Raw genomic sequence first — 23699 nt, forward strand, 5'->3', positions numbered from 1 at the left:
TGTGGCCTTAGCCTGTCGAGAAGAAATGCGACTCGGTGAGAGGAAAAATCATGTCCGGGAAGGAACTGCCGTCACAGGCCCGCGTGGTGATCGTGGGCGGAGGTGTCATGGGCGTGGGTCTGGCCTATCACCTGGCGCACGAGGGCTGGACGGATGTCGTTCTGCTGGAAAAGGCCGAGCTGACCAGCGGCAGCACCTGGCACGCGGCCGGGCAGATCACCCATTCGACCAGTTCCTTTGGTCTGGGCAAGTGCGTGGACTACAACATCAGGCTCTATTCCGGCGCGCTCGAGGCCGAGACCGGGCAGGCGGTGACATGGCACGGATGCGGCTCGTTCCGGCTGGCCTATACCGAAGACGAGATGGACTGGCTGCGCCACACCCTGTCGGTGGGCCGGTCGCTGGGCTTCAACATCGAACTGGTCGGCCCCGACCGCGTGGCCGAACTGCACCCGTTCTACAACCTCGACGGAGTTCTGGGCGCGCTGCACACGCCGGATGACGGGCATGTGGACCCGACGAACGTGACCATGGCCATGGCGGCGGGCGCGCGCGCGTTGGGCGCGCGGATCATCCGCCGCTGCCGGGCCACCAACATCACCCAGGCGGCCAATGGCGAATGGGTGGTCGAGACCGAACGGGGCACGATCCGCTGCGAACACGTGGTGAATGCGGGCGGCGCCTATGCCCGGCAGATGGGCGAATGGTCGGGCCTGCAACTGCCGATGACCTCGATGACCCACCACTATTTCGTGACCGAACCGGTGCCACAGTTCCAGGACCTCGATCACGAGTTGCCTGTGATCCGCGATGACCGCAAGGTCTCGGGCTATATCCGCATGGAGCAGAAGCGCGGGCTGATCGGGATCTACGAAAAGGAGAATTCGAACTCGGTCTGGCATGACCATTGCCCGTGGGATTATGAAAACTGGTTGTTCGATGCCGATTACGACCGGGTCATGCCGTGGCTGGAAGAAAGCCTGAACCGGATGCCGATTTTCGCCGATCTGGGCATCCAGCGCGAGGTTCACGGGGCGATCTCGCACCCGCCCGACGGCAATCCGCTGATCGGCCCGGCGCCGGGGGTGCGAAACTATTGGTGCTGCTGCGGCACTCAGATCGGCATCGGCTGGGGCCCGGGCCTGACGCGCGAACTGGCGCGGTGGATGGTGCATGGGGCGGCCGACATTTCGATGCGCGACTATGATCCGCGCCGGTTCGGGGCCTATGCCACCAAAGACTGGCAGGTCACCAAGGCGCATGAGGATTACAAGCTGCGCCACGAAATTCCGTTTCCGCATTTCAACCGTCTTGCCGGGCGGCCGGTCAAGCCGTCCCCCCTGTATGGCCGGCTGAATGCAAAGGGGGCCGTGTTCGAAGAGGTTTATGGCCATGAACGCCCCCGCTGGTTCGCAAAGGACGGCGTTGAACAGCGCGACCATTATTCCTTCCGCCGCAATGTGGTGCATGACATGGTGGCCACCGAATGCAGGGCCGTGCGCGAGGCGGTCGGCATCATGGATATCTCGGCCTTCACCAAGGTCGAAATCAGTGGCCCGGATGCCCGGGCCCTGCTGGACCGGCTGGTTGCCAACCGCCTGCCGCAAAAGGTGGGCAGCATCGCGCTGACCCACATGCTGAACCGCCGTGGTCGGATCGAGCTGGAGACCACGGTCGTGAAACTGGCCGAGGACCGGTACTACCTCGTCTGTGCCGCCTTCTTCGAGCAGCGCCTGCTGGACCACCTGACCCAGCATCGCGACGAAGAAAACGTCGAAATCATCCTGCGATCCGACGACTGGGCCGCGCTCAGCCTCAATGGCCCCCGGGCGCGCGAGGTTTTGGCCGCCTGCACGGATGCCGACCTGAGCAATGCCGGTTTCAAATGGCTGACTGCGCAGGAAATAGACGTGGCGGGTCACCGGCTCTGGGCGTTCCGCATGTCCTATGCCGGTGAATTGGGATGGGAACTGCACATGCCGCGTGACTGCGCCTTGGCCGTCTACGATACGCTCTGGGCCGCAGGCGCACCGCACGGCATCGCCGATTACGGGTCGTTCGCGATGAACGCGCTGCGGATGGAGAAGGCCTTCAAGGGCGCAGGCGAGTTGACCAACGAGGTCACCCTGGCCGAGGCCGACGTGCTGCGCTTTGCCCGCACCGACAAGGAATACCTGGGCAAGGACCGGACCCTGAACCCCGATCTGCGCTGGGTCTGCGCCTATCTGGAGATCGAACCAGATGGCCAGAACGATGGGCATGGCGGTGAGGCGGTCCTGCTGAACGGCCAGGTCGTGGGTTCCACCGCCTCGGTGGCCTACGGGCATACGGTCGGCAAGATCCTTGCCTTTGCCTACGTCAAACCGCAGGCCAATGTGCCGGGAACCGAAGTGCAGGTGGTGATCGCCGGCGCACCGCGTCGCGGGCGGATCCTGGGCGCGCCCGCCTATGACCCGCACAGTGTTCTGCCCCGAACCGATACCGCGATGGAGGCTGCGGAATGATCCCGAAGACGATGAAGGCCATGGTCCTGACCGGGCATGGCGATCTGGACAAATACGAATGGCATGAGGACTGGCCCACCCCCACACCCGGCCCGATGGAGGTGTTGATCAAGGTGGGCGCCTGCGGGCTGAACAACACGGATGTGAACACCCGCACCGGCTGGTATTCCAAGGCGGTGGACGAGGCGACCACCGGCGGCGCCTATTCCGAGGTGGATGACGCCGACAGCACTTGGGGCGGCGCGCCCTTGACCTTCCCACGCATTCAGGGCGCGGACGCGGTCGGCACGGTCGTGGCCGTGGGAGAGGGGGCCGATCCCGCGATCATCGGCCGGCGGGTGATGGTGGCGGGCTGGCTGCGCGACTGGTCCGAGCCGATGAACCGCGACAAGGCGGGATATTTCGGCTCGGAATGTGACGGCGGCTTTGCCGAATACACCAAGGCCGACATCCACGGCGTGGCTGCGATCGACTCCGACCTGAGCGATGCCGAACTGGCGACCTTCAGTTGTTCCTATGTGACGGCCGAGGGCATGTTGGACAGGGCGCAGGTCGGCGAGGGCGACACGGTTCTGATCCCCGGCGCCTCGGGCGGTGTGGGCGGGGCGCTGATCCAGTTGTCCAAGCTGCGCGGCGCCCGTGTGATCGCCATGGCCAGCGCGGCCAAACACCCCGAGGTCGCCAAACTGGGCCCGGCTCGCATCCTGCCGCGCAACCCCAGGAACCTGCGGGCCGAGTTGAAAGGCGAACGGATCACCGTCGTCGCCGACGTCGTGGGCGGAGAGATGTGGCCCAAACTGATCGACATGCTGGAGCGTGGCGGGCGCTATACCTGTTCGGGCGCGATTGCCGGTCCGATCGTGCAGTTCGACCTGCGCACCTTCTATCTGCGCGATCTGACCTTCACCGGGTCGACCGTGAACACGCCGCAGAACTTCTTTGATGTCGTGAAATACATAGAAAATGGGCAAATCAAGCCAGCTTTGGCCGCCACTTACCCGTTGAGTGAGCTGCGAGAGGCCCAGCAGGCCTTCATCGACAAGCATCATACCGGCAATATCGTGGTGATCCCATGACCCTGGAAAACGTTCTCGAAGCCGCGCGGCACCTGCATCAGAGCATGCCGGCGCTGTCGGAATTCGGCACCTGGCCCACCGACCTGACCGCAACCGGTTTGCAACCGCGGGCGATCCCCGCCACGACACTGGTGCAGGCGCTGGATCAACCCGGATCGCCCCGGACAACGGGGTTGGTTCAGGCGATCCGGTCGGCGGCGCATCTTGCCCACTGGAAACGCACCTATACCGAGGCAGAGGTCGGTGCCGATTTCCGCAATCGGTACGGGTATTTCGAGCTGTTCGGGCCAACCGGTCATTTCCATTCGACCCAGCTGCGGGGCTATGTCGCCTATTGGGGCGCCGGGCTGGACTATGACTGGCACAGCCATCAGGCCGAGGAGCTTTACCTGACGCTGGCGGGTGGCGCGGTCTTCAAGGTTGACGGAGATCGGGCCTTTGTTGGCGCTGAGGGCACGCGGTTGCACGCCAGTTGGCAAAGCCATGCCATGTCCACGGGGGATCAGCCGATCCTGACATTCGTACTGTGGCGGGGCGAGGGATTGAACGACCTGCCCAGGATGGACGCCGCATGAAGATCACCCGCATCTCGGTCTTTCACGTCGATCTGCCGCTTGAACACCCCTATTGGCTGTCCGGCGGACGTCTGAAATTCGAGGTGCTGGATGCCACTTTCGTCAAGATCGAAACCGATGCCGGGCTGACCGGCTGGGGCGAGGGTACGCCATGGGGCCACACCTATGTGCCCGCGCATGGGCCGGGCATCCGGGCGGGTATCGAGACCATGGCGCCCTTCGTCCTGGGGCTGGACCCGCGTCGGGTTCTGGAGGTCGAGCGGGCGATGGACCACGCGCTGCCCGGGCATCTATATGCCAAATCGCCGATCGACATGGCCTGCTGGGACATTGCCGGACAGGCGGCGGGGTTGCCGATTGCCGATCTGATGGGCGGCGGGTCGCGCAGCCCCGCGCCGATCGCCTCCTCGGTCGGGGCCAAGACCGTCGAGAAAACCCGCGCGGTGATGGATCGCTATCGCGGCCGCGGCTATTGGGTGCATTCGGTCAAAGTGGGCGGCGACGTGGATCGCGACATAGAACGCATCCGCGATGTCGAGGCGCACCGCCCGGCGGGTGAGCGCATCCTCTATGACGTCAATCGCGCCTGGACGCGGCAGCAGGCGCTGCGGGTGATGAAGGCCACCGAGGATCTGGGCGTGATGTTCGAACAACCCGGCGAGACGCTGGACGACATTGCCGCCATCCGGGCCTTGCATTCCGCCCCGGTCAGCGTGGATGAAAGCCTGGTCACCCTGCAGGACGCCACACGCATTGCCCGCGACGGGCTGGCCGAGGTCTTTGGGATCAAGCTCAACCGTGTCGGCGGCCTGACCAAGGCTTCGCGGATGCGGGACATCGCGCTGGCGCATGGCATCGACATGTATGTGATGGCCACCGGCGGCTCGGTTCTGGCCGATACCGAGGCGCTGCATCTGGCCGCCACCATCCCCGACCACAACCGCTTGGGCGTCTGGGCCTGTCAGGACATGCTGACGCTGGACCTCGCGGGCGGGCGCGGCCCGCGCAACCGTCAGGGCCATCTTGAACTGCCCCAGGCCCCCGGCCTCGGCGTAGCCCCGGATGAAGATGCACTGGGGGAACCAAAGGCCGTGTACCAATGACCCGCATCACCCGCATCTCGCTCTGGCATGTGCCGCTGACCAGCCATCAGGCCTATTACATGGCTGACGGCAAGGCCTGCGACACGGTTGAAACGGTGGTTCTGGCGCTGGACACCGATGACGATCTGACCGGCTGGGGCGAGGTCTGCCCGATTCCGCATTACCTGCCCGCCTATGCGCGCGGTGTGGCCCCGGCGGTGCAGGACATGGCCGCGGTTCTGCTGGGCGCCGACCCGATCGGACCCGAGGCGTTGATGGCGCGGCTGGACCGGCACCTGCCGGGGCATGTCTATGCCAAATCGGCGATCGACATCGCGCTGTGGGATCTGACGGGGCAGGTGGCAGGGCTGCCCCTGCACGCGCTGCTGGGGGGGCGGCAGGCGCAGACGATGCCGCTCTATCACTCGATCACCTGTATCGCCCCGGCCGAGATGGCCCGCATCGCCCGCGAGGCGCAGGCGCAGGGTATCACCCAGTTCCAGGTCAAGCTGGGCGCGGATGCCGATTGGCAGGCCGATGTCGAACGCCTGCGTCTGGTGCGCGAGGCGGTGGGCGACGGCCCGCTGGTCTATGGCGACTGGAACTGCGGCGCCACGTCTCTGGATGCCAGTCGGGTGGGGCGGGCGGTCGCGGATCTGGATGTGATGCTGGAACAGCCCTGTGCCACGATCAAGGATTGCGCCCGCGTGCGCGCCGCCACCGGACTGCCGATGAAGCTGGACGAAAGCGCACACGACACCGCCAGCCTGCTGGCCGCGCATGCGCTGGGCTGCATGGACGCAGTCGCGGTGAAGCTGTCGAAATTCGGCGGGCTGTCGGCGGCGCGCCGGGCGCGTGACCTGTGTTTGCATCTGGGGGCGAAGATGTGCGTCGAAGACACCTGGGGGTCTGACATCACCACCGCCGCCCTGTTGCATCTGGGCGCAGCAACTGAACCGGCGCGCCTGATGAACGTGTGCGACCTGTCGGGCTATGTCGCGCCGCGGCTGGCGCCGGATGGCCCGACCCGCAAGGGCGGCCGGATCGCGCCGCCCGACGGGATCGGCCTGGGCATCGCGCCCGACCGCGAATACCTGGGCGCGCCGGACGTGATACTGGATTAGGGAGGCGACCATGCCGCGACATCTCAGCCAATCCGATTGGGGTCAACGCGCCCGCGCGGTGCTGCCCGGCGGCAGCTTTGGCAATTTCGACCCGTCGGTCTTTATCCGCGAGGGCCGGGGCAGCCGCGTCTGGGACGAAGGCGGCAAAGAATATGTCGACCTGCTGATCGGCTCGGGGCCGATGCTGCTGGGCCATGGCCACCCCGAGGTGTTGGAGGCCGTCGCCGAACAGTTGCCCAAGGGCATGACGTTCTTCGCCAACAACGCGCGCGCGGTCGAACTGGCCGAGGAGATCTGCGCCGCCGTGCTCTGCGCTGATCAGATCCGCTATGTCTCGTCCGGCGGCGAGGCTGACATGTACGCGATCCGGTTGGCCCGCGCCTTTACCGGCCGCGACAAGATCGTGAAGTTCGAAGGCGGCTATCACGGCATGAGCGCCGAGGCGCAGATGAGCCTGGCCCCGTCACGGATGGTGAATTTCCCGCAGGCGGTTCCCGACAGCGCGGGCATACCGGCCAGCGTTCAGGCCGAAATGCTGATCGCGCCGTTCAACGACCCGGACTACATCCGATCGCTGCTGGCCGAGCACGACAACCAGGTCGCGGGCATCATCGTCGAGCCCTTGCAACGCATCATCCCGCCCGAACCCGGCTTCTTGCAGCTTCTGCGGGACGAGGCCGACAAGTACGGCATCGTGCTGATCTTTGACGAAGTGGTGACCGGGTTTCGTTCCGCCTATGGCGGCGCGCAGGAGCTGTATGGCGTGACCCCCGACATCGCCACGCTGGGCAAGATCATCGGTGGCGGCTTTCCCCTGGCCGCGATCGCCGGGCGGGCCGAGATCATGGCCCATTTTGACAAACCCGCCGTTGGGCCAGAGAAGTGGCTGATGCAGCTGGGGACACTGTCGGGCAATCCGGTGGCTGCGGTGGCCGGGCTCAAGACGATGGAGGTGCTGCGCCGTCCCGGTCAGTACGACCGGCTGCGCGCCAATGGTCAGCGTCTGATGGACATGGCCTCGGCCACGCTGACCAAGCAGGGGGTCGCGCATCGCGTCATCGGCGATCCGACCCTGTTCGAAATCGTGTTCACGAAAGGAAAGGTGCGCGATTACCGCGATGTAATCCGCGCGGACACGGCCAGGGCAACCCGGTTCAATGCGGTTCTGATGCAGAACGGGATGTTCAAGTCGCCGGGCAAGACCTATCCGTCCCTGGCGCTGACCGAAGCGGACTTTGACCTGTGCGAAGCCGCCTATGCCAAGGCCGCGCAGACCGTGGCCGAAATGCAGAGTGCGGGCGTGTCCTAGTAGACGCCTGCCATCACCAGGCGCACGATGTCTTCGCGCTTGAGGCCGCGCGCAGCCAGTTCTTCATCGGTCAACTCGCTGAGTTGCTTGATCTTGATGACCTTGGCATTTGCTTCGCCCATGCGGATCAAAGCATCATAGATGCCGCTGAACACATCGGCGACGGCCGAGAACAGGTTCAGGATTGCAGGGCGGTGCGTGCTTGTCTGTGCCATGAGCGGAGCCTCTCTGGTCTGTATGTGACCAAAGAGATTTAGACCTGATGCTGCAGTGCAGCTAGACACTTGAGGGAATAGCCGCTGTGCATCTGGTGCAAGTCTGGCCCGACAGGCGCAGCCTCAGGCCTTGAACTGGTCGTCTACCGGCACCTGCAAGGCGGTGGCCAGGGCGTTGGTCTGGCTGGCCATCGCGATCACCGCCAGCAGTTCGGCCTGCATCTGATCGGTCATGCCCTTGGAGCGGGCCGCGGCCGAATGGGAGTGCACGCAGTATTCGCAATTGTTGGCGACCGAAACCGCCACATACAGCATCTCTTTCACAAGCGGGTCCAGCGCGCCGGGGGCCATGACGGTCTTGAGCCGCTCCCACGTCGTTTTCAGCAGTGCCGGGTCGTGGGCCAGAGCGCGCCAGAAATTGTTGATGTAATCGGTGTTGCGGGTGGCGCGGATGTCATCGAAGACGGCCAGCGCCTCGGCGCTGACCTCTTCGTCCGTCAACAGGCGAACCGTTGCCATGCTCAGACCATCGCAAAGATGCGCGCCGGGCCGCCCGACCCGCCACGATGGGCCGGCGCGCCGACCACCAGCGTCGCTCCGCTGGCGGGCACCTTGTCGAGATTGGCCAGGTTCTCGATGCCGTAACGGTTGGTGGGCAGCCACGCGTAGTGCGTCACGAAATCGGCCGATGGCCCGTGGTCCAGCGACAGCGTGTCGACGGCCAGAGCAACCGCGCCGGTTCCTTCGATCAGCATCTGCGCCGCTTCGACGTGGAAGCCAGGGAAATGCATCTTGCCGTCGCCGTCGGCGTTGCGGAACTCGGGAGTCGCGGTTTTCCCGGCCCATCCCGAATGCATGGCGACACAGGCGCCATCGGGGATGTCGCCATTTGCTGCGATCCACGCCTTCAGATCGTCGGGGGTCACCTGCGCATCCGGGTCCTCGGTCGCGCGGGCGGCAATGTCCACCACGCACAGAGGGCAAACGAGGTTCGACACAGGGATTTCGTCCACCGACTGCCCATCCGCCGAGAAATGCAGCGGGGCATCGACATGCGTGCCGGTGTGTTCGTTGACGGCCAGGTTGAACAGGTTGAAGCCATGTTCCTTGAAATTGAAGGCCTGTGTCGCCTCGATCCCCGGCTGGCCGAAATAGGTGGGGAAATCGGCATCGTAGACATGGGTCATGTCCAGCACCTCGCCATGGCCGGCCGCAAGCGCTGGTGGGGCAGCCACCGTCCCAAGCGCCGTGCCTGCCGCCATCGCTGCGCCAGCCTTGAAAAAGGATCGACGCGACAGCATCCGGTCTTTCACCGCGTTCATTACGCAAACGTCACACATTTCAAAACTCCCTGTTCTGCAATCTGTTTTCGTTCCGGGCCGAATTCATTGGCCGGGTGGGCAAAGCCTAGCACGGTTTTCCGCGATCCGGTTCACAAGTTGTTTGGGGCCTGCTCGCCGGCAACAAATGCGGCCCGGCGGCGCAGTCGGGTATAAGGGGTTGAACCCGCGCGCGGACGGGTTCAATCTGTTGCGGAATATTGTTCCGCAATGCGGAACAAGCTGGGGTTGGCAAGAGGAGACCAAGTCTGATGTCCGAGGCGGTGGAATACGAACGGATTGGCGATATCGCGGTGCTGGCGGCGAACAACCCGCCGGTCAATGCGCTTGGCGTGGATGTGCGCCGGGGCCTGCTGGCCGGAATCGAACGGGCCGAGGCCGAGCGCGCAAAGGCGGTGCTGATCTACGGCAAGGGCCGGACCTATTTCGCGGGGGCCGATATCCGCGAGTTCGGCAAACCCCCGCAGGAACCGTGGTTGCCCGGCCTGTGCGACCGGATCGAGGCCTCGCCCCTGCTGGTGGTTTCGGCGCTGCACGGCACGGCGCTCGGCGGCGGGCTCGAGATTGCGCTGTCCAGCCACTACCGCATCGCGGTTCCCTCGGCCAAGGTCGGCCTGCCCGAGGTCAATCTGGGCATCCTGCCCGGTGCCGGGGGCACCCAGCGTCTGCCGCGCGTGGCCGGGGTCGAGGCCGCACTGGACATGATCACAACCGGTCGCCATGTCCGCGCCGACGAGGCGCTGAAGCTGGGCGTGATCGACAAGGTGCAGGATGGCGACCCGCGCGAGATCGGGCTGGCCTATGCGCAGGAGCTGCTTGACTCGGGTGCGCCCCGCCGCGCGGTCGGAGAGATGCCTGCGCCGGACCCCGTCGATTTCGATGCGGTCTACGAGGCTGTTCTGAAGAAGGGCCGCGGCCAGTTGTCCCCCGCCGTTGCCGTGCGTGCCGTGCAAGCCGCCTGCGAGGCGCCCAGCTTTGCCGAGGGCATGGCGCGCGAGCGGGAACTGTTCATGCAGTTGATGGAATCGGATCAGCGCAAGGGCCTGATCCACGCCTTCTTTGCCGAACGCGCCGTGGGAAAACTGCCCGAACTGAAAGGTGTCGAGCCGCGTCCGGTGCATCAGATCGGGGTCATCGGCGGCGGCACGATGGGCGCGGGGATCGCCACCGCCGCCTTGTTGGCAGGTCTGCCCGTGACCTTGCTGGAGATGACGCAGGAGGCCGCCCATGCCGCCAAGGACCGGATCGCCGGAAACTTGGCAGGCGCCCTGAAGCGCGGCAAGATCAGCCAGCAGCAGAACGACGCGATCCTGTCGGATCAGTTGCAGCTTGCCACAGGTTATGACGCGCTGAGCGCCGTCGACCTGGTGATCGAGGCCGTGTTCGAGGATATGGACGTCAAGAAACAGGTCTTTGCCCAGCTGGATGCGGTCTGCAAGCCCGGGGCGGTTCTGGCGACCAACACCTCGTATCTGGACGTCAACGAGATCGCCGCCACCACCACGCGGCCGCAGGACGTGATCGGGCTGCATTTCTTCTCGCCCGCGCATGTGATGAAGCTGCTTGAGATCGTGGTGGCCGACAAGACCGCGCCCGAGGTGGTCGCAACCGGCTTTGCGCTGGGGCATCGGCTGAAGAAGGTCTCGGTGCGCGCAGGGGTGTGCGACGGGTTCATCGGCAACCGGATCCTCAGTACCTATCGCACCTGCGCCGACCACATGGTTCTGGACGGGGCAAGCCCGTTCCAGATCGACAAGGCGCTGACCGATTTCGGCTTTGCCATGGGGCCGTTCGCGGTGTCCGATCTGGCCGGGCTGGATATCGGCTGGGCGGTACGCAAACGCAAACGCGCCGAGGGGCTGGACCCGCGCGCCCGCGACAGCAGCTATGCCGACAAACTCTGCGAGGCCGGGCATTTCGGGCAGAAGACCGGCAAGGGCTTCTATGTCTATGAAAGAGGCAAGCGCGGCGGCACGCCGAACCCCGAGGTTCTGGACCTGATCGCGGCCGACCGCGCGGCGCAGGGCATCACCCCGCGCACGTTCACGGATGACGAGATCGTGCGGCGATATATGGTCTCGATGGTCAACGAGGCCGCCAAGGTGGTGGGCGAGGGCATCGCCCGCCGCCCCTTGGACGTGGATGTGGTGCTGCTCTATGGCTATGGGTTCCCGCGCTATCGCGGCGGGCCGCTGAAATGGGCGGACCTGCAGGGCCTTCCGGGTATTCTGGACGACATCCGCGCCTGGTCGGCCGAAGATGACTATTTCTGGCAGCCCGCGCCGCTGCTGGAAAAACTGGTGGCCGAGGGCCGCAGCTTTGATGATCTGAACAAGGACGCCGAGTGATGAAACAAGCCGTAATCGTATCCGCCGCGCGCACCGGGCTGGCCAAGTCGTTCCGGGGCTCGTTCAACATGACCCACGGCGCCACGATGGGCGGCCACGCGGTTCAGGCCGCGGTCGCGCGGTCGGGGCTGGATGGCGCCGAGATCGAAGATTGCATCATCGGCTGCGGTTTCCCCGAAGGCGAGACCGGCAGCAATATCGCCCGCCAGATCGCCATCCGGGCCGGGCTGCCGGTCAGCGTTTCGGGCATGACCGTGAACCGGTTCTGCTCGTCGGGGCTGCAGACCGTGGCGCTGGCGGCGCAGGCCATCACCGAGGGCGGCGCTGGGCCAATCGTGGCCGGTGGGGTCGAGAGCATCTCGCTGGTTCAGCCGAAAACCCGCCCGGTGCCCGAGGCGTGGATTCAGGAGCACAAGCCGGCGATCTACATGACGATGATCGAGACCGCCGACATCGTGGCCGAGCGCTATGGCATCAGCCGCGAAGAACAGGACGCCTATGGTCTGCGGTCGCAGCAGCGCATCGCGGCGGCGCAGGCGGCGGGCAAGTTCGACGATGAAATCGTGCCGATGCAGACCACCATGGCGGTCAAGGACAAAGAGACGGGCGAGGTCTCGCATCGGCAGGTCACCGTGGACCGGGATGAATGCAACCGGCCGAACACGACCTTGGAAGGGCTGGCCACACTCGAGCCGGTGCGCGGCCCCGGAAACTACATCACTGCCGGCAATGCCAGCCAGCTGTCGGACGGCGCAGCCGCGGTGATCGTAATGGACAGCGCCGAGGCCGAGCGTCGGGGGCTGGAGCCCATGGGTGCGTTCAAGGGGTTCTGCGTGGCGGGGTGCGAGCCCGACGAGATGGGCATCGGCCCCGTCTTTGCGGTGCCGCGCCTGCTGGAACGGCATGGACTGAGCGTCGAGGACATCGACCTGTGGGAATTGAACGAGGCCTTCGCCTCGCAAGCGCTGTACTGCCGAAACCGTTTGGGAATCGATGACGAGAAATGCAACGTGAACGGCGGATCGATCGCCATCGGGCATCCGTTCGGCATGACCGGCGCGCGGATGGTCGGCCATCTGCTGCGCGAAGGGCGGCGGCGCGGGGCCAAGCTGGGTGTCGTGACCATGTGCATCGGCGGCGGCATGGGCGCGGCCGGTCTGTTCGAGATCTATTGAAGCAAGGGGCGCCGGGCCAGCCCATCGAGGGCCGGCCCGGCGCAGCCCGGCCCGTGGGGCCGAGCAGGCAAGGTTCCGATCGCGTCGAGGAGGAGGGCGGCTGTGGACTTGAATTATACGGACGAGGAGAAGGCCTTTCGCGACGAGGTTCGCGCCTTTCTGGCCGAGAAACTGCCCAAGGAGATCTCGGACAAGATCCGGGCTGGCCGGAACATCGGCAAGGAAGGGTATGAGTGGTGGCACGCCACGCTGAACGAGCGCGGCTGGTTGAATTTCAACTGGCCGAAGGAGTTTGGCGGCGCCGAGTGGAACGCGGTTCAGCGCCATATCTTCGAGGAGGAATGCGCCGCCGCCTATGCGCCGCGCATCGTGCCGTTTGGCCTGTCGATGCTGGGGCCGGTGCTGCAGAAATTCGGCTCGAAGGCGCAGCAGGATTTTTTCCTGCCGCGCATCCTGAACGGCGCGCACTGGTGGTGCCAGGGCTATTCCGAGCCGGGTGCCGGGTCGGACCTGGCCTCGCTGAAGACCCGCGCGGTGCGGGACGGCGACCACTATGTCGTCAATGGTCAGAAGACCTGGACCACGCTGGCGCAATACGCCAACTGGATCTTCTGCCTGGTGCGCACCGACCCCGAGGCCAAGGCGCAGGAGGGGATCTCGTTCCTGCTGATCGACATGAACACGCCGGGGATCGAGGTGCGCCCCATCGCCCTGCTGGACGGAACGCCCGAGGTCAACGAGGTGTTCTTTGACGATGTGCGCGTTCCGGTCGAAAACCTGGTGGGCGAGGAGAACAAGGGCTGGACCTATGCCAAGTATCTGCTGACGCATGAACGCACCAACATCGCCGGTGTCGGCTTCAGCCAGGCGGGGTTGGACATGGTCAAGCGGATTGCCCGGATCGAAACCGCGAATGGCCGCCCCCTGATCGAGAACCCGCATTTCGCCGCTCGGCTGGCGCGGGTCGAGATCGACCTGATGGCCATGGCCACCACCAACATGCGCATCATCAGCCAGGCTGCGGCCGGACAGGCACCGGGGGTCGAAAGCTCGATGCTGAAGGTCAAGGGAACGATCATCCGGCAGGAGATCAACGACCTGGCCCGCCGCGCGGTGGGGCCTTATGCGATGCCTTTCGCCTCCGAGGCGGTGGCAGGCGACAACGACCCGATCGGGCCGGACTATGCCGCGCCGGTCGCCGCCCAGTATTTCAACAACCGGAAACTGTCGATCTTCGGCGGGTCGAACGAGATCCAGCGCGGGATCATCGCCAAGGTCAAGATGGGGGGCTGAGATGGATTTCAACCTGACCGAAGAACGGCAGATGCTGCAGGACACGCTGCGGCGCTATCTGGCCGACAGATATACGACTCTGGTGCGCAACGACATTCTGGACAGCCCGGCGGGGTTCAGCGCCGACATCTGGCGCGAACTGGCCGATCTGGGCGTTCTGGGCGCGCTGTTCGACGAAGCGGATGGCGGGTTCGGCGGGGCGGGCTTTGACATCGCCACCGTGTTCGAGGAACTGGGCCGGGCCGGGGTGGTCGAGCCGGTTCTGGACAGCTGCATTCTGGGCGGTCGGCTGATCGCGCAGGTGGGCAGCCCCGATCAGCGGGCGCTGCTGGATCAGGTGGTCTCGGGCGCGCTGCATCTGGCGCTGGCGCATGGGGAGCCTGCCAGCCGGTATGACCTGAGCCGGGTCGAGACCACCGTGCGGACCGACTGCACGGACTTGATCCTGAACGGACGCAAGGCTGTGGTCGTGAATGCCGAGGTCGCCGGGCAGTTGATCGTTTCCGCGCGCGAAACGGGCGGGCCGTTCGATCTGGACGGCATTTCGCTGTTTCTGGTGCCTGCTGGCACGCCGGGTCTGGGCTTGCGCGGGTATCCGATGCTGGCCGGGGGCCGCGCGGCCGAGGTCACTCTGGACGATGTGCGCCTGCCGGAAACCGCGCGTCTGGGCGCGGCGGGGCAGGGGTTCGAGCCGCTGATGAACGTTGTGGCCGCAGCCAATGTCGCGCTGGTCGCCGAGGTGCTGGGTGCGATGGAAAGCGCGGTGGAACTGACACGGCAATACCTGATGACGCGCAAGCAGTTCGGCCGTCCGATCGGGACCTTTCAGGCCCTGCAGCACCGGTTCGCGGATATGCTGATCGAGCTGGAGCAGGCGCGCTCGGCGGTGATCAACGCGGCCGGTCACCTTGAAGCGCCCGATCGCGACCGGCAGATCGCCGCGGCCCGCAACCTGGTGTCGCGGGTGGGCCGGTTGGTGGCCGAGGAAACGATCCAGATGCATGGCGGCATCGCCATGACGCAGGAATATGAGCTGGCGCATATTGCCAAGCGGATCGTCATGTCGGATCACAGGTTCGGCGACGCGGATTATCATTTGGAGCGGTTCATTGCACTCGGCGCGGCCTGAAGACGACCCAAAGGTCCGGCGGTCGGGCTGTCAGAACGCGATCGGGTTCGAGGTGGATCTGTCTGACCCCGACGGCCGTGCCCGGTGTCATTTGACCATCCGGGCGGATCACCTGAACAGCCAGGGCATCCTGCATGGCGGCATCATCGCCATGCTGCTGGACGTGGCTTGCGGCAACACCGCCTCGGCCTGGTTCGACCGGGACGACCATCCGCTGGTTCTGACCCTGTCGCTGAACACAAGCTATGTGGCGGCGGTGCGTCAGGGGCGCGTGACGGCCACGGGGCGCGCAACGGGGGGCGGGCGCACGCTGGCCTATGTGACCGGAGAGTTGCACAGCGACGACGGAACCCTGATCGCAACGGCGGCTGGGGTGTTCAAGCGCACCACGAAACGCTGAGCGCAAAACCGGTTCCGGCGCAGGGGAGGGCGAAGGGACATGAACAAATGGCACGATTATCCGGATGCCCAGATCCGGACCCGCCCGCGGGCCCGCGCCTTTGCCGACGGGTTCGGCGCCGATTGGAGCTTTGCCGAGCTTGACCGCGCGATTTCCGAGCTGTCAGACATCCTGCTGGCCTCGGGGGTGCGCCCGTGCGATCGGGTCATGCTGGTGCTCGAGAATTGCTGTACGGCGGTGGCCGCGTTGTTTGCCTGTTCCCGGATCGGCGCTTGCGTGGTGCCGGTGAACGCCCGCCAGACCGAGGCTGAGTTGGCACGCATCGTGGATCACGTCACCCCGGCGGTGATCCTGTCCACGTCGGCGGCGTCGCCGGAGGCGCGCGACCATGCGCAAAGGGCAGGGGCCCAGCCTGTTTCCGGGGCCTTCGGGCAGTTGCATCTGGCCGCGCCGTACCCGAGCGCGCCCGACCCCGATCTGGCTGATGTCGCGGCGATGCTGTTCACCACCGGCACGACCGGAACGCCCAAGGGTGTGATGCTGACTCACGAAAACCTGCGGTTCGGCGGGCTGACCTCGGCGAATTTCCGGGGGTTGACGCAAGATGACGTGGTCTATGGCGTGCTGCCGATTTCGCACATCTTCGGACTGGCCTCGATCGTTACCGGGTCGGTGTTGGCCGGGGCCTTCGTCCAGCTGGATGCCCGGTTCGCGGCGGACCGCGCCTTTGCCGCGTTGAACGCGGTCGTCACGGTGTTTTCGGGTGTGCCGCAGATGCATGCGCTTCTGATGCAATATGCCAAGGAACAGGGGTTGAAGCGGTTGCCTTCGGGCGCCCTGCGCTACACTTCGTCCGGGGCCGCCCCGCTGGATCCGGCGTGGAAACGCAAGGCCGAGGCGTTCTATGGCGTTGCGCTGCAGAATGGCTATGGCATGACCGAAAGCACGGCGGGGATCTGCGCCTCGCACAACCGGATCGGGGATCCGGATATCTCGGTCGGCCCGCCCTTGCCGGGGGTTGAACTGCGGATTGACGAAACCATACCCGGCGGCGGAGATGGCGTGGGCGAGATCCTGACGCGCGGCCCGCACGTGATGAAAGGATACTATCGCAACGCCGAGGAAACGGGCCGGGTTCTGGCCCAGGGGTGGTTGCGCACGGGCGATCTGGGCCGTCTCGACGCGCAGGGCAATCTGCACGTCGTCGGCCGCGCCAAGGAACTGATCATTCACGGCGGCTTCAACGTCTATCCGCCCGAGGTCGAGTCCGCGTTGAACGACCACCCGCAGGTGATCCAGTCTGCGGTGGTCGGGCATCGGGTGGGCGGCGACGAACAGGTGCTGGCCTTTGTTCAGGTGCCTGAAATCGGCGCTGTGTCCGAGGCAGAGTTGGCGAAGTTCGTGGCCGAGCGTCTTGCGGGCTACAAGCGGCCCCGCCGGATCGTGCTGGCCACGTCACTGCCCGCGGCGCCTACGGGCAAGATTCTAAAACATAGGCTGCTGACGCATTTCGCGGATCAACTGGCCTAGGAGCAGGGGCGGCAAAACGCTCCCGCGCCCGCGCGACATTGGCTGCGCCGATCCCGCTTGCGGCCTTGGGCCCGGCATCGCGCCATGCGCGATGCCGGGCCCAAGGGGAGGAGGCGTTTTGCAAAAAACGTCGACGACGGGCGGGAGCCGCCGTCAGACCGCGTGGCCTTCGGCTGCGGCGCGAATGGCGCGGATGTTCTGGCCATAGACGTCCGGGTTCGCAACCGACCCGCCCTTGAAGACCGCGGAACCGGCAACAAGAACGTCCGCGCCGGCCGCCGCGACCAGCGGGGCGGTTGTGGTGTCGACGCCACCGTCGATTTCGATATGCACCGGGCGGTCTCCGATCATCTCGCGCAGGCGGCTCACCTTTGCGGTCATGTCGATGAATTTCTGCCCGCCAAAGCCGGGGTTCACCGTCATCACGCAGGCCAGATCGGCCAGATCCAGCAGGTGTTCGACCGCTTCGGCCGGGGTGCCGGGGTTCAGCGCCACGCCTGCCTTCATGCCCGCCGCGCGGATCGCCTGCAACGTGCGGTGCGTGTGCGGACCAGCCTCGACATGGGCCGTCAGATAGTCCGCGCCGGCATCGGCATAGGCCTGGATGTAGGGGTCGACCGGCGTGATCATCAGGTGCACATCCATCACCGTCTTGACATGCGGGCGGAACGCCTTGACCGCCGGCGGGCCAAAGGTGAGGTTTGGCACGAAATGCCCGTCCATCACATCAACATGAACCCAGTCGGCGCCTTGGGCCTCGATAGCTTGGATTTCCTGTCCGAAATTGGCGAAATCGGCGGACAGGATCGACGGTGCGATCTTGATCTTGCGGTCAAAGCTCATGGCGGCCTCATGTGACAGATCTGATGGTTCAGGTGTTGAGCCCGCGTATAGACGGGACGAGCGGTATTGCCCAGCCCTTGCATAGGCCATCGGCTTTCAGCCCGTTACAAAAGCTTCACCGGATCGACACATCACCTTTGAGCACCAGCTGTAGACGACCTCCATCACGAATTGGGGGTGGCACGTGCTGCGCATCGAAAAACTGACCAAGCGCTTCGGCGACAATACCGCCGTCGACACCGCAACGCTGGACGTCGACAAGCCATGCATGATCGGGGTCATCGGGCGGTCGGGCGCGGGCAAGTCCACCCTGCTGCGTATGATCAACCGCCTGACCGATGCCAGCGCCGGGCAGATCCTGTTTCACGGGCGCGACGTGACCACGCTGAAAGGGCGCGAAAAACGTGCGTGGCAGGCCGATTGCGCGATGATCTTTCAGCAATTCAACCTTGTGCCCCGCATGGATGTGGTCTCGAATGTGTTGCACGGAACGCTGAACCGGCACTCGACGCTGGCGACCATGTTCAATCTGTTCCCGATGGAAGACATCCATCGCGCCATCGACATTCTTGACCGACTTGGCATCGCCGAACATGCCCCTAAACGGGCCGAGGCGTTGTCGGGCGGGCAGCAGCAGCGTGTCGCTATCGCGCGCGCCCTGATGCAGGATCCCAAGATCATCCTGGCCGATGAACCCATCGCCTCGCTGGATCCGATGAATGCGCAGGTCGTGATGCAGGCCCTGCGCCGCATCCACGAAGAGGACGGCCGTACCGTGATCGCCAATCTGCACACGTTGGACACCGCGCGCCGCTATTGCGACCGCGTGGTCGGCATGCGCGACGGGCGCATCGTGTTCGACGGCCTGCCCGAGCAGCTGACCACCGGCGTCGCCCGCGAGATCTACGGCGCTGATGCCAGCTTCTCCGAGGCCGCGACCTCGACCGAGATCGAAACACTGGATGCCACCCGGAAGGCTCTGATGGAAGCCGAGGCCACGATCTGAGCCCAAACCACCTCATTTATCGCCCGGCCCGATGAATGGGGTGGGCCAATCAACCTGGAGAGAGACAGATGAAGAAACTAGTTGCCGCCCTGGTCGCGACCACCGCCCTGAGCGCGCCCGCCATGGCCGAGGAGATCAGCGAATTCCGTATCGGCATCCTGGGCGGAGAAAACGCGCAGGACCGGCTGAACAACAACGAATGTCTGCGTGAGTACACCGAGGACGCGCTGGGTGTCGAAACCAAGCTGTTCGCCCCGGCCGATTACAACGGCGTGATCCAGGGCCTGCTGGGCGGCACGATCGACATGGCCTGGCTGGGCGCCTCCGCCTATGCCAAGACCTATCTGAGCGACCCCGAGGCGGTCGAACCGGTTCTGGTCAAGGTGAACGTGGATGGTGGGTATGGCTACTACTCGGTCGGGTTCGCCCGCAAGGATAGCGGCATCACCTCGCTTGATGACATGAAAGGCAAGGTGTTTGGCTTTGGTGATCCGAACTCGACCTCGGGCTACCTGATCCCCTCGATCGAAATCCCTCAAGCAACGGGTGCGACGATGGAGTCGGGTGACTACTTCGGTGAGGTGAAGTTCACCGGTGGCCACGAGCAGACGATCGTCGCCGTGAACAACGGTGACGTGGATGGTGGCGTGACCTGGGCCGACGGTCTGGGCAACTGGGAAGACGGCTACAATTCGGGCGCGCTACGCCGCGCCGTGGATGCCGGACTGGTCGACATGAACGACATGGTGGAAATCTGGAAATCGAAGCCGATCCCCGAAGGTCCGGTGGTTCTGCGCAAGGCATTGCCGGCGGATGTCAAAGAGAAGATGACGGCTCTGATGGCCGGGCTGGCCGACAAAGACCGTGAGTGCTTCTATGGCGTGGCCGCAGGTGAAGCCAAAGCGTTCGAGCCGATCACCCACGAGGCCTACGAAATCATCATTGAAGCCCGCAAGCTGAAGTCGAACTAAGCCTGCGCAACTTCTGTTCGGGGTCCGGCCGCAAACCGGACCCCATTATCCCCATCGGAGCCTTTCATGACCGACCTGACCGCGGGATCCGCCGGCCTCGACCGGATCCGGGAGGATTACATCAGCATGACCCGTCGAAAACGGGTTTACGGTGGGATACTTCTGATCCTGTTCGTGGCACTTATGGCGGCCGGATTCCGGACCGCCGACATGCGAAACGCCGGTAGTTTTGCCGATGGGTGGAACCGCATTTTCGATTACCCTGCCGAGGTTCTGACTGAGGCCTGGGAGAAGATCGGGGAATTGCCCGCGAATTTGGTCGAGTTCTTCCCCGCGCTGATCGAAACACTGAATATCGCCGCCGCGGCCACGCTGGTGGGCACTCTGGGCGGCACCTTTCTGGCGCTGATGTCCACCCGCGGCATGGCGCTGTGGCCGTCGTTGATCCCCGTTTTTCGTCGTATATCTGATATTTGCCGGGCCGTTCCGGAAATTGTCATCGCTCTGGTTCTGATCTTTGTCCTTGGCGGCGGGCCAGTGCCTGCAATGATTGCCATCGCCATTCACACTGCCGGTGCCCTGGGCAAGTTGTTTTCCGAAGTGAATGAAAACGCCTCTCTGAAGCCGATCGAGGGGCTGCAGTCGGTTGGCGCCAACTGGTCGCAGCGGATGTATTTGGGCGTGATCCCGCAGGTCGGGCCAAACTATGTCAGCTACGCTCTTCTGCGGTTCGAGATCAACATCCGCGCCTCGGCCATTCTTGGTTTCGTGGGGGCAGGCGGCTTGGGGTACGAGTTGCGCAACGCCATGTCCTGGGGGCAGGGGCGTTACGACGAGGCAGCGGCCATCTTTCTGCTTCTTTTCGTCACCATCGTGGCCGTGGATCAACTGTCCGGCGTTTTGCGTGACCGCCTGACACACGGTTCCGCCAAAGGAGCCGCAGCATGAGCACCTTTGCCACTGATCTGCCGATCAACGACTTGAAGGCCAAAACCGACCACATCTTTCGGCGCAAACGGGCGCTGAGTTTCGGGTTGCCGGGGCTGGTCATTCTATACCTGGTCTATGTTTTCTTTGCCTTTGAGGTGCCCGGCTTGGCCGAGCGGGCCAACTGGGAAAACGGCAGGACGCTTGTATCCGACAGTTACAGCTACAGGACTCATGTGACCCGGGACAATCGAAACGGACAGGTGTCCGTTGCGATCGAGGGAGAGCGCAAGGGTGCTTACCCGGATGGTGCCGCGCCGGAATGGGTCGCTCTGGGCGAAACCACCGTGATTGACCTGGAAGATGGCCATATCGTTCGTTTTGGACCTCAAGCCGTGGAATATGACATCCCGGGTTACGGAACAGTGCGCGCAACGCCCAGCCGGTCGGCCGGAGTGCAGGCCGAACTGCCGACTGCCGAGGTGCCCGACTGGATCAACATGTCAAAGAACCGCCTGGCGATCACCACGCCGGCGGGTCGGCTGACCGTGACACGCAACCGGGCCGAGGTGTTCCGGTATTTCAAGGGCTGGGAGTTGTTCTGGTTCACACTGGACAGCCCCTATCACGGTCAGTCTTTCAGCCAGTTGATGGGGCGTGCCGCTTCGGGCGAGGCCACGGAAATCTTTGACGATTTCTGGACCAACAAGATGTGGCGCCATCAGGATGTTGCGTGGGCGATCTTTGAAACGCTTCTGATGGCTTTTCTAGGTACTCTGGGGGCGGGGATGATCGCTTTGCCCCTCGCCTTTCTGGCGACACGAAATTTCAATCCGTTTGGAACGGTCCGATTTGCCACTCGTCGTATCTTTGACTTCGTGCGCGGTGTTGATGCGTTGATCTGGACGGTGGTTCTGGCGCGCGCCTTCGGGCCGGGGCCGCTAACTGGGGCGCTGGCCATCTTGGTCACCGATACCGGCACCTTCGGCAAGATCTTCTCCGAGGCGCTGGAAAATGTTGATCAGAAGCAGATCGAAGGTGTGCAGTCCACCGGGGCCAATGCGCCGCAGAAATATCGTTTCGGCGTAATCCCGCAGATCACGCCGGTTCTGCTCAGTCAGCTCCTGTACTTCCTGGAATCCAACACCCGCAGCGCGACGGTGATCGGGGCGATTACCGGGGGCGGGATCGGTCTGTTGCTGACACAGGCGATCATCACCCAGAAAGACTGGGAGGAGGTCGCCTATTACATCGTGCTGATCATCCTGATGGTCATGCTGATGGACTGGTTTTCGGGCTGGTTGCGCAAGCGGCTGATCCAGGGCGGGCCGCCCAAGGCGCGCAAACAACGCGACCCGCAGGCCAAGCCGCTGATGTTGCCTTGAACCGAATACGAGGACTTGCAGACCATGGCGCGCTTGCGACCGGACCAGCCCTTCATCCACCCGGAATGCCAGATAACCGGCAGCAGCTTCGGCGCCTTTGTCGAAATCGGTGCCGGAACGCGGGTGGCGAATTCGGTGTTTGAAGACTACTCCTATTGCGACCGGACCTGCGACATCGCCAATGCACGGATCGGGAAATTCGCCAATATCGCCAGTTTCACCCGGATCGGCGCCACCGACCATCCGATCGAGAAAGCGTCGCTGCATCACTTCCACTACCGCTCGGCCGACTATTGGGACGATGCCGAGGATGATGCGGATTGGTTCGCGCTGCGCGCCGGGCGGCTGGCGCATATCGGGCACGACACGTGGATCGGCCACGCGGCCATTATCAAGCCCGAGGTGACGATCGGGCACGGGGCAATCGTCGCCTCCGGGGCGATCGTGACCAAGGATGTGCCGCCTTATATCATCGTCGGGGGTGTCACCGCCCAACCCATCCGCCGCCGATTCCCCGCGCACGTGGCCGAGCGGATGATGGCTCTGGCATGGTGGGATTGGGACAATGCCCGCCTGCGTGCGGCGCTGCCGGATTTCCGCGCGTTGCCCGCCGAGGCCTTTCTGGAGAAATACGAGGATTGACCGGCATCACCCGTGATCGTCATCCAGCGTCAAAGTGACCCGCTCACCGGCAAAGACGGTCTTGCCGTATTCAACCGGATGCCCCTGCGGATCGGCGTTGATGCCGACCGAATGCAGAACCGGCGCGCCCTCGATCAGGTGCAGGTGCCGGGCCTGAATCGCATCAGCCGCGCGGGCGGTCAGGCGGGTCGAGATCCGGGTATAGTCCGCCACGCCGCAGCGCCGCAGCGCCCGCGTGACCGAGCCGTTCTCGGCCAGCGCTTCGGGCAGGTCGGGCAGGCGCGCGGCGGGAAAGACGCTTTGGAACACCGCGATCGGTTGGCCATCGGCCAGCGACAACCCGTCATAGACATGCACCGCGTCGCCGGGGGTCAGGTCCAGCGCCTCGGCCTCGGTCTTGTCGGCGGTGCGGGTGATCAGCGACAGCACCCGCTTGCCCGGGATCTTGCCGCTGGCCGAGATGTTCCGGTGGTACCGGACCCGCTTGCCGATCGGGTAATCGGTTGCAGCCGCCGAAACGAACACGCCGGCCCCGCGGCGCGGATGCACCAGCCCCTGCCTGGCCAGTTCGGCCAGGGCCCGGCGCACCGTGTGGCGGTTCACGCCGTGGGTCGCGGCCAACTGCGCTTCGGTCGGCAGGCGGTCGCCTGTGGCAAAGCGCCCCTCGGCAATGTCGGCGGTCAGCGCCAGCGCGATGGTCTTCCAGATCGGTGTTTGGCTCATGTCATCAAAACTTCACAGCATATTCGTTGCGAGTCACTGGCTGCCTCGCTATGATTTGTCTAGTTGTATAGTAGTTGTAGACAACTTGGCCAAGAGGCTTTG

At 64.5% G+C, this 23699-nt stretch carries 22 protein-coding genes; 17 read left to right on the forward strand and 5 right to left on the reverse strand.

The features are described 5' to 3' along the window. The first annotated feature begins 50 nt into the window (after window positions 1–50). From K3752_RS02740 to K3752_RS02765, 6 genes are read left to right on the forward strand one after another with little or no spacing between them, the layout of a single operon-like run. Window positions 51–2504, forward strand: a complete 2454-nt coding sequence (locus K3752_RS02740) for an FAD-dependent oxidoreductase (protein ID WP_260064797.1) — start codon at window positions 51–53, stop codon at window positions 2502–2504. Further along, entirely contained in the window at window positions 2501–3580 is a 1080-nt protein-coding gene (locus K3752_RS02745; protein WP_260064799.1) for an alcohol dehydrogenase family protein, read from the forward strand. The genes K3752_RS02740 and K3752_RS02745 overlap by 4 nt, the downstream gene beginning before the upstream one ends. Continuing rightward, entirely contained in the window at window positions 3577–4155 is a 579-nt protein-coding gene (locus tag K3752_RS02750; protein ID WP_170365233.1) for a dimethylsulfonioproprionate lyase family protein, read from the forward strand. Before K3752_RS02745 ends, K3752_RS02750 begins: the two co-directional genes overlap by 4 nt. Continuing rightward, window positions 4152–5258: a mandelate racemase/muconate lactonizing enzyme family protein gene (locus tag K3752_RS02755; RefSeq protein ID WP_260064801.1), complete on the forward strand. Its 1107-nt coding sequence runs from the start codon at window positions 4152–4154 to the stop codon at window positions 5256–5258. Before K3752_RS02750 ends, K3752_RS02755 begins: the two co-directional genes overlap by 4 nt. Next, entirely contained in the window at window positions 5255–6361 is a 1107-nt protein-coding gene (locus K3752_RS02760; protein ID WP_260064802.1) for a mandelate racemase/muconate lactonizing enzyme family protein, read from the forward strand. The genes K3752_RS02755 and K3752_RS02760 overlap by 4 nt, the downstream gene beginning before the upstream one ends. A gap of 10 nt (window positions 6362–6371) precedes the next feature. After that, entirely contained in the window at window positions 6372–7670 is a 1299-nt protein-coding gene (locus tag K3752_RS02765; protein WP_260064803.1) for an aspartate aminotransferase family protein, read from the forward strand. Here the strand turns inward: K3752_RS02765 and K3752_RS02770 are convergent. The 3 genes from K3752_RS02770 to K3752_RS02780 form a co-directional block, all read right to left on the reverse strand. Continuing rightward, on the reverse strand, window positions 7667–7885 hold the full coding sequence (locus K3752_RS02770) for a hypothetical protein (RefSeq protein WP_093964526.1): 219 nt from the start codon (window positions 7883–7885) through the stop codon (window positions 7667–7669). The genes K3752_RS02765 and K3752_RS02770 overlap by 4 nt on opposite strands. Before the next feature lie 123 nt (window positions 7886–8008). Continuing rightward, complete coding sequence (locus K3752_RS02775; RefSeq protein WP_260064806.1) at window positions 8009–8404, reverse strand: carboxymuconolactone decarboxylase family protein; 396 nt, start codon at window positions 8402–8404, stop codon at window positions 8009–8011. A gap of 2 nt (window positions 8405–8406) precedes the next feature. Then, window positions 8407–9225, reverse strand: coding sequence for a cyclase family protein (locus tag K3752_RS02780; protein ID WP_260064808.1), 819 nt, complete (start codon window positions 9223–9225; stop codon window positions 8407–8409). Window positions 9226–9476: 251 nt separating this feature from the next. Here K3752_RS02780 and K3752_RS02785 point away from each other — a divergent pair, with 251 nt between their 5' ends. The 6 genes from K3752_RS02785 to K3752_RS02810 all read left to right on the forward strand — a co-directional run bounded on the left by K3752_RS02785 (window position 9477) and on the right by K3752_RS02810 (window position 17100). Then, on the forward strand, window positions 9477–11573 hold the full coding sequence (locus tag K3752_RS02785) for a 3-hydroxyacyl-CoA dehydrogenase NAD-binding domain-containing protein (RefSeq protein ID WP_260064810.1): 2097 nt from the start codon (window positions 9477–9479) through the stop codon (window positions 11571–11573). Beyond that, window positions 11573–12748, forward strand: coding sequence for an acetyl-CoA C-acyltransferase (locus tag K3752_RS02790; protein ID WP_170444345.1), 1176 nt, complete (start codon window positions 11573–11575; stop codon window positions 12746–12748). The genes K3752_RS02785 and K3752_RS02790 overlap by 1 nt, the downstream gene beginning before the upstream one ends. Before the next feature lie 102 nt (window positions 12749–12850). Next, window positions 12851–14041, forward strand: a complete 1191-nt coding sequence (locus K3752_RS02795) for an acyl-CoA dehydrogenase family protein (RefSeq protein WP_260064812.1) — start codon at window positions 12851–12853, stop codon at window positions 14039–14041. Window position 14042: 1 nt separating this feature from the next. Then, window positions 14043–15170, forward strand: coding sequence for an acyl-CoA dehydrogenase family protein (locus tag K3752_RS02800; protein WP_260064814.1), 1128 nt, complete (start codon window positions 14043–14045; stop codon window positions 15168–15170). Next, window positions 15151–15570: a PaaI family thioesterase gene (locus K3752_RS02805; protein WP_093964533.1), complete on the forward strand. Its 420-nt coding sequence runs from the start codon at window positions 15151–15153 to the stop codon at window positions 15568–15570. Before K3752_RS02800 ends, K3752_RS02805 begins: the two co-directional genes overlap by 20 nt. Before the next feature lie 39 nt (window positions 15571–15609). After that, a complete protein-coding gene (locus K3752_RS02810) occupies window positions 15610–17100 on the forward strand; it encodes a class I adenylate-forming enzyme family protein (protein WP_260064817.1) in 1491 nt (496 codons plus the stop codon). A 153-nt stretch (window positions 17101–17253) separates the two neighbouring features. Here K3752_RS02810 and rpe read toward each other — a convergent pair whose 3' ends face one another. Continuing rightward, window positions 17254–17943 (reverse strand): ribulose-phosphate 3-epimerase, encoded by a 690-nt coding sequence (gene rpe / locus K3752_RS02815; protein ID WP_260064818.1) that lies wholly within the window; start codon window positions 17941–17943, stop codon window positions 17254–17256. A 184-nt stretch (window positions 17944–18127) separates the two neighbouring features. Here rpe and phnC point away from each other — a divergent pair, with 184 nt between their 5' ends. The 5 genes from phnC to K3752_RS02840 all read left to right on the forward strand — a co-directional run bounded on the left by phnC (window position 18128) and on the right by K3752_RS02840 (window position 22874). Continuing rightward, window positions 18128–18949: a phosphonate ABC transporter ATP-binding protein gene (phnC, locus tag K3752_RS02820; protein ID WP_170357035.1), complete on the forward strand. Its 822-nt coding sequence runs from the start codon at window positions 18128–18130 to the stop codon at window positions 18947–18949. Between the two features lie 68 nt (window positions 18950–19017). Continuing rightward, on the forward strand, window positions 19018–19920 hold the full coding sequence (phnD, locus tag K3752_RS02825) for a phosphonate ABC transporter substrate-binding protein (protein WP_170339782.1): 903 nt from the start codon (window positions 19018–19020) through the stop codon (window positions 19918–19920). Window positions 19921–19986: 66 nt separating this feature from the next. Beyond that, window positions 19987–20868, forward strand: coding sequence for a phosphonate ABC transporter, permease protein PhnE (phnE, locus tag K3752_RS02830; protein WP_260064822.1), 882 nt, complete (start codon window positions 19987–19989; stop codon window positions 20866–20868). Next, window positions 20865–22232, forward strand: a complete 1368-nt coding sequence (gene phnE, locus K3752_RS02835; protein WP_260064824.1) for a phosphonate ABC transporter, permease protein PhnE — start codon at window positions 20865–20867, stop codon at window positions 22230–22232. Before phnE (K3752_RS02830) ends, phnE (K3752_RS02835) begins: the two co-directional genes overlap by 4 nt. 24 nt (window positions 22233–22256) lie before the next feature. Continuing rightward, window positions 22257–22874, forward strand: a complete 618-nt coding sequence (locus K3752_RS02840; RefSeq protein ID WP_260064826.1) for a chloramphenicol acetyltransferase — start codon at window positions 22257–22259, stop codon at window positions 22872–22874. Between the two features lie 6 nt (window positions 22875–22880). Here the strand turns inward: K3752_RS02840 and phnF are convergent, their stop codons facing one another. Next, window positions 22881–23597, reverse strand: coding sequence for a phosphonate metabolism transcriptional regulator PhnF (gene phnF / locus K3752_RS02845; RefSeq protein WP_260064828.1), 717 nt, complete (start codon window positions 23595–23597; stop codon window positions 22881–22883). Window positions 23598–23699 lie beyond the last annotated feature (102 nt).

Source organism: Ruegeria sp. B32 (genome assembly GCF_025141855.1).
GTDB classification, from domain to species: Bacteria; Pseudomonadota; Alphaproteobacteria; order Rhodobacterales; family Rhodobacteraceae; genus Ruegeria; species Ruegeria arenilitoris.

Excerpts from the sequence above, each read along its gene's own strand:
- K3752_RS02740 (WP_260064797.1), top strand. The coding sequence starts at position 51 with ATGTCCGGGAAGGAACTGCCGTCACAGGCCCGCGTGGTGATCGTGGGC.
- K3752_RS02745 (WP_260064799.1), top strand. The coding sequence starts at position 2,501 with ATGATCCCGAAGACGATGAAGGCCATGGTCCTGACCGGGCATGGCGAT.
- K3752_RS02750 (WP_170365233.1), top strand. The coding sequence starts at position 3,577 with ATGACCCTGGAAAACGTTCTCGAAGCCGCGCGGCACCTGCATCAGAGC.
- K3752_RS02755 (WP_260064801.1), top strand. The coding sequence starts at position 4,152 with ATGAAGATCACCCGCATCTCGGTCTTTCACGTCGATCTGCCGCTTGAA.
- K3752_RS02760 (WP_260064802.1), top strand. The coding sequence starts at position 5,255 with ATGACCCGCATCACCCGCATCTCGCTCTGGCATGTGCCGCTGACCAGC.
- K3752_RS02765 (WP_260064803.1), top strand. The coding sequence starts at position 6,372 with ATGCCGCGACATCTCAGCCAATCCGATTGGGGTCAACGCGCCCGCGCG.
- K3752_RS02770 (WP_093964526.1), bottom strand. The coding sequence starts at position 7,885 with ATGGCACAGACAAGCACGCACCGCCCTGCAATCCTGAACCTGTTCTCG.
- K3752_RS02775 (WP_260064806.1), bottom strand. The coding sequence starts at position 8,404 with ATGGCAACGGTTCGCCTGTTGACGGACGAAGAGGTCAGCGCCGAGGCG.
- K3752_RS02780 (WP_260064808.1), bottom strand. The coding sequence starts at position 9,225 with ATGTGTGACGTTTGCGTAATGAACGCGGTGAAAGACCGGATGCTGTCG.
- K3752_RS02785 (WP_260064810.1), top strand. The coding sequence starts at position 9,477 with ATGTCCGAGGCGGTGGAATACGAACGGATTGGCGATATCGCGGTGCTG.
- K3752_RS02790 (WP_170444345.1), top strand. The coding sequence starts at position 11,573 with ATGAAACAAGCCGTAATCGTATCCGCCGCGCGCACCGGGCTGGCCAAG.
- K3752_RS02800 (WP_260064814.1), top strand. The coding sequence starts at position 14,043 with ATGGATTTCAACCTGACCGAAGAACGGCAGATGCTGCAGGACACGCTG.
- K3752_RS02810 (WP_260064817.1), top strand. The coding sequence starts at position 15,610 with ATGAACAAATGGCACGATTATCCGGATGCCCAGATCCGGACCCGCCCG.
- rpe (WP_260064818.1), bottom strand. The coding sequence starts at position 17,943 with ATGAGCTTTGACCGCAAGATCAAGATCGCACCGTCGATCCTGTCCGCC.
- phnD (WP_170339782.1), top strand. The coding sequence starts at position 19,018 with ATGAAGAAACTAGTTGCCGCCCTGGTCGCGACCACCGCCCTGAGCGCG.
- phnE (WP_260064822.1), top strand. The coding sequence starts at position 19,987 with ATGACCGACCTGACCGCGGGATCCGCCGGCCTCGACCGGATCCGGGAG.
- phnE (WP_260064824.1), top strand. The coding sequence starts at position 20,865 with ATGAGCACCTTTGCCACTGATCTGCCGATCAACGACTTGAAGGCCAAA.
- K3752_RS02840 (WP_260064826.1), top strand. The coding sequence starts at position 22,257 with ATGGCGCGCTTGCGACCGGACCAGCCCTTCATCCACCCGGAATGCCAG.
- phnF (WP_260064828.1), bottom strand. The coding sequence starts at position 23,597 with ATGAGCCAAACACCGATCTGGAAGACCATCGCGCTGGCGCTGACCGCC.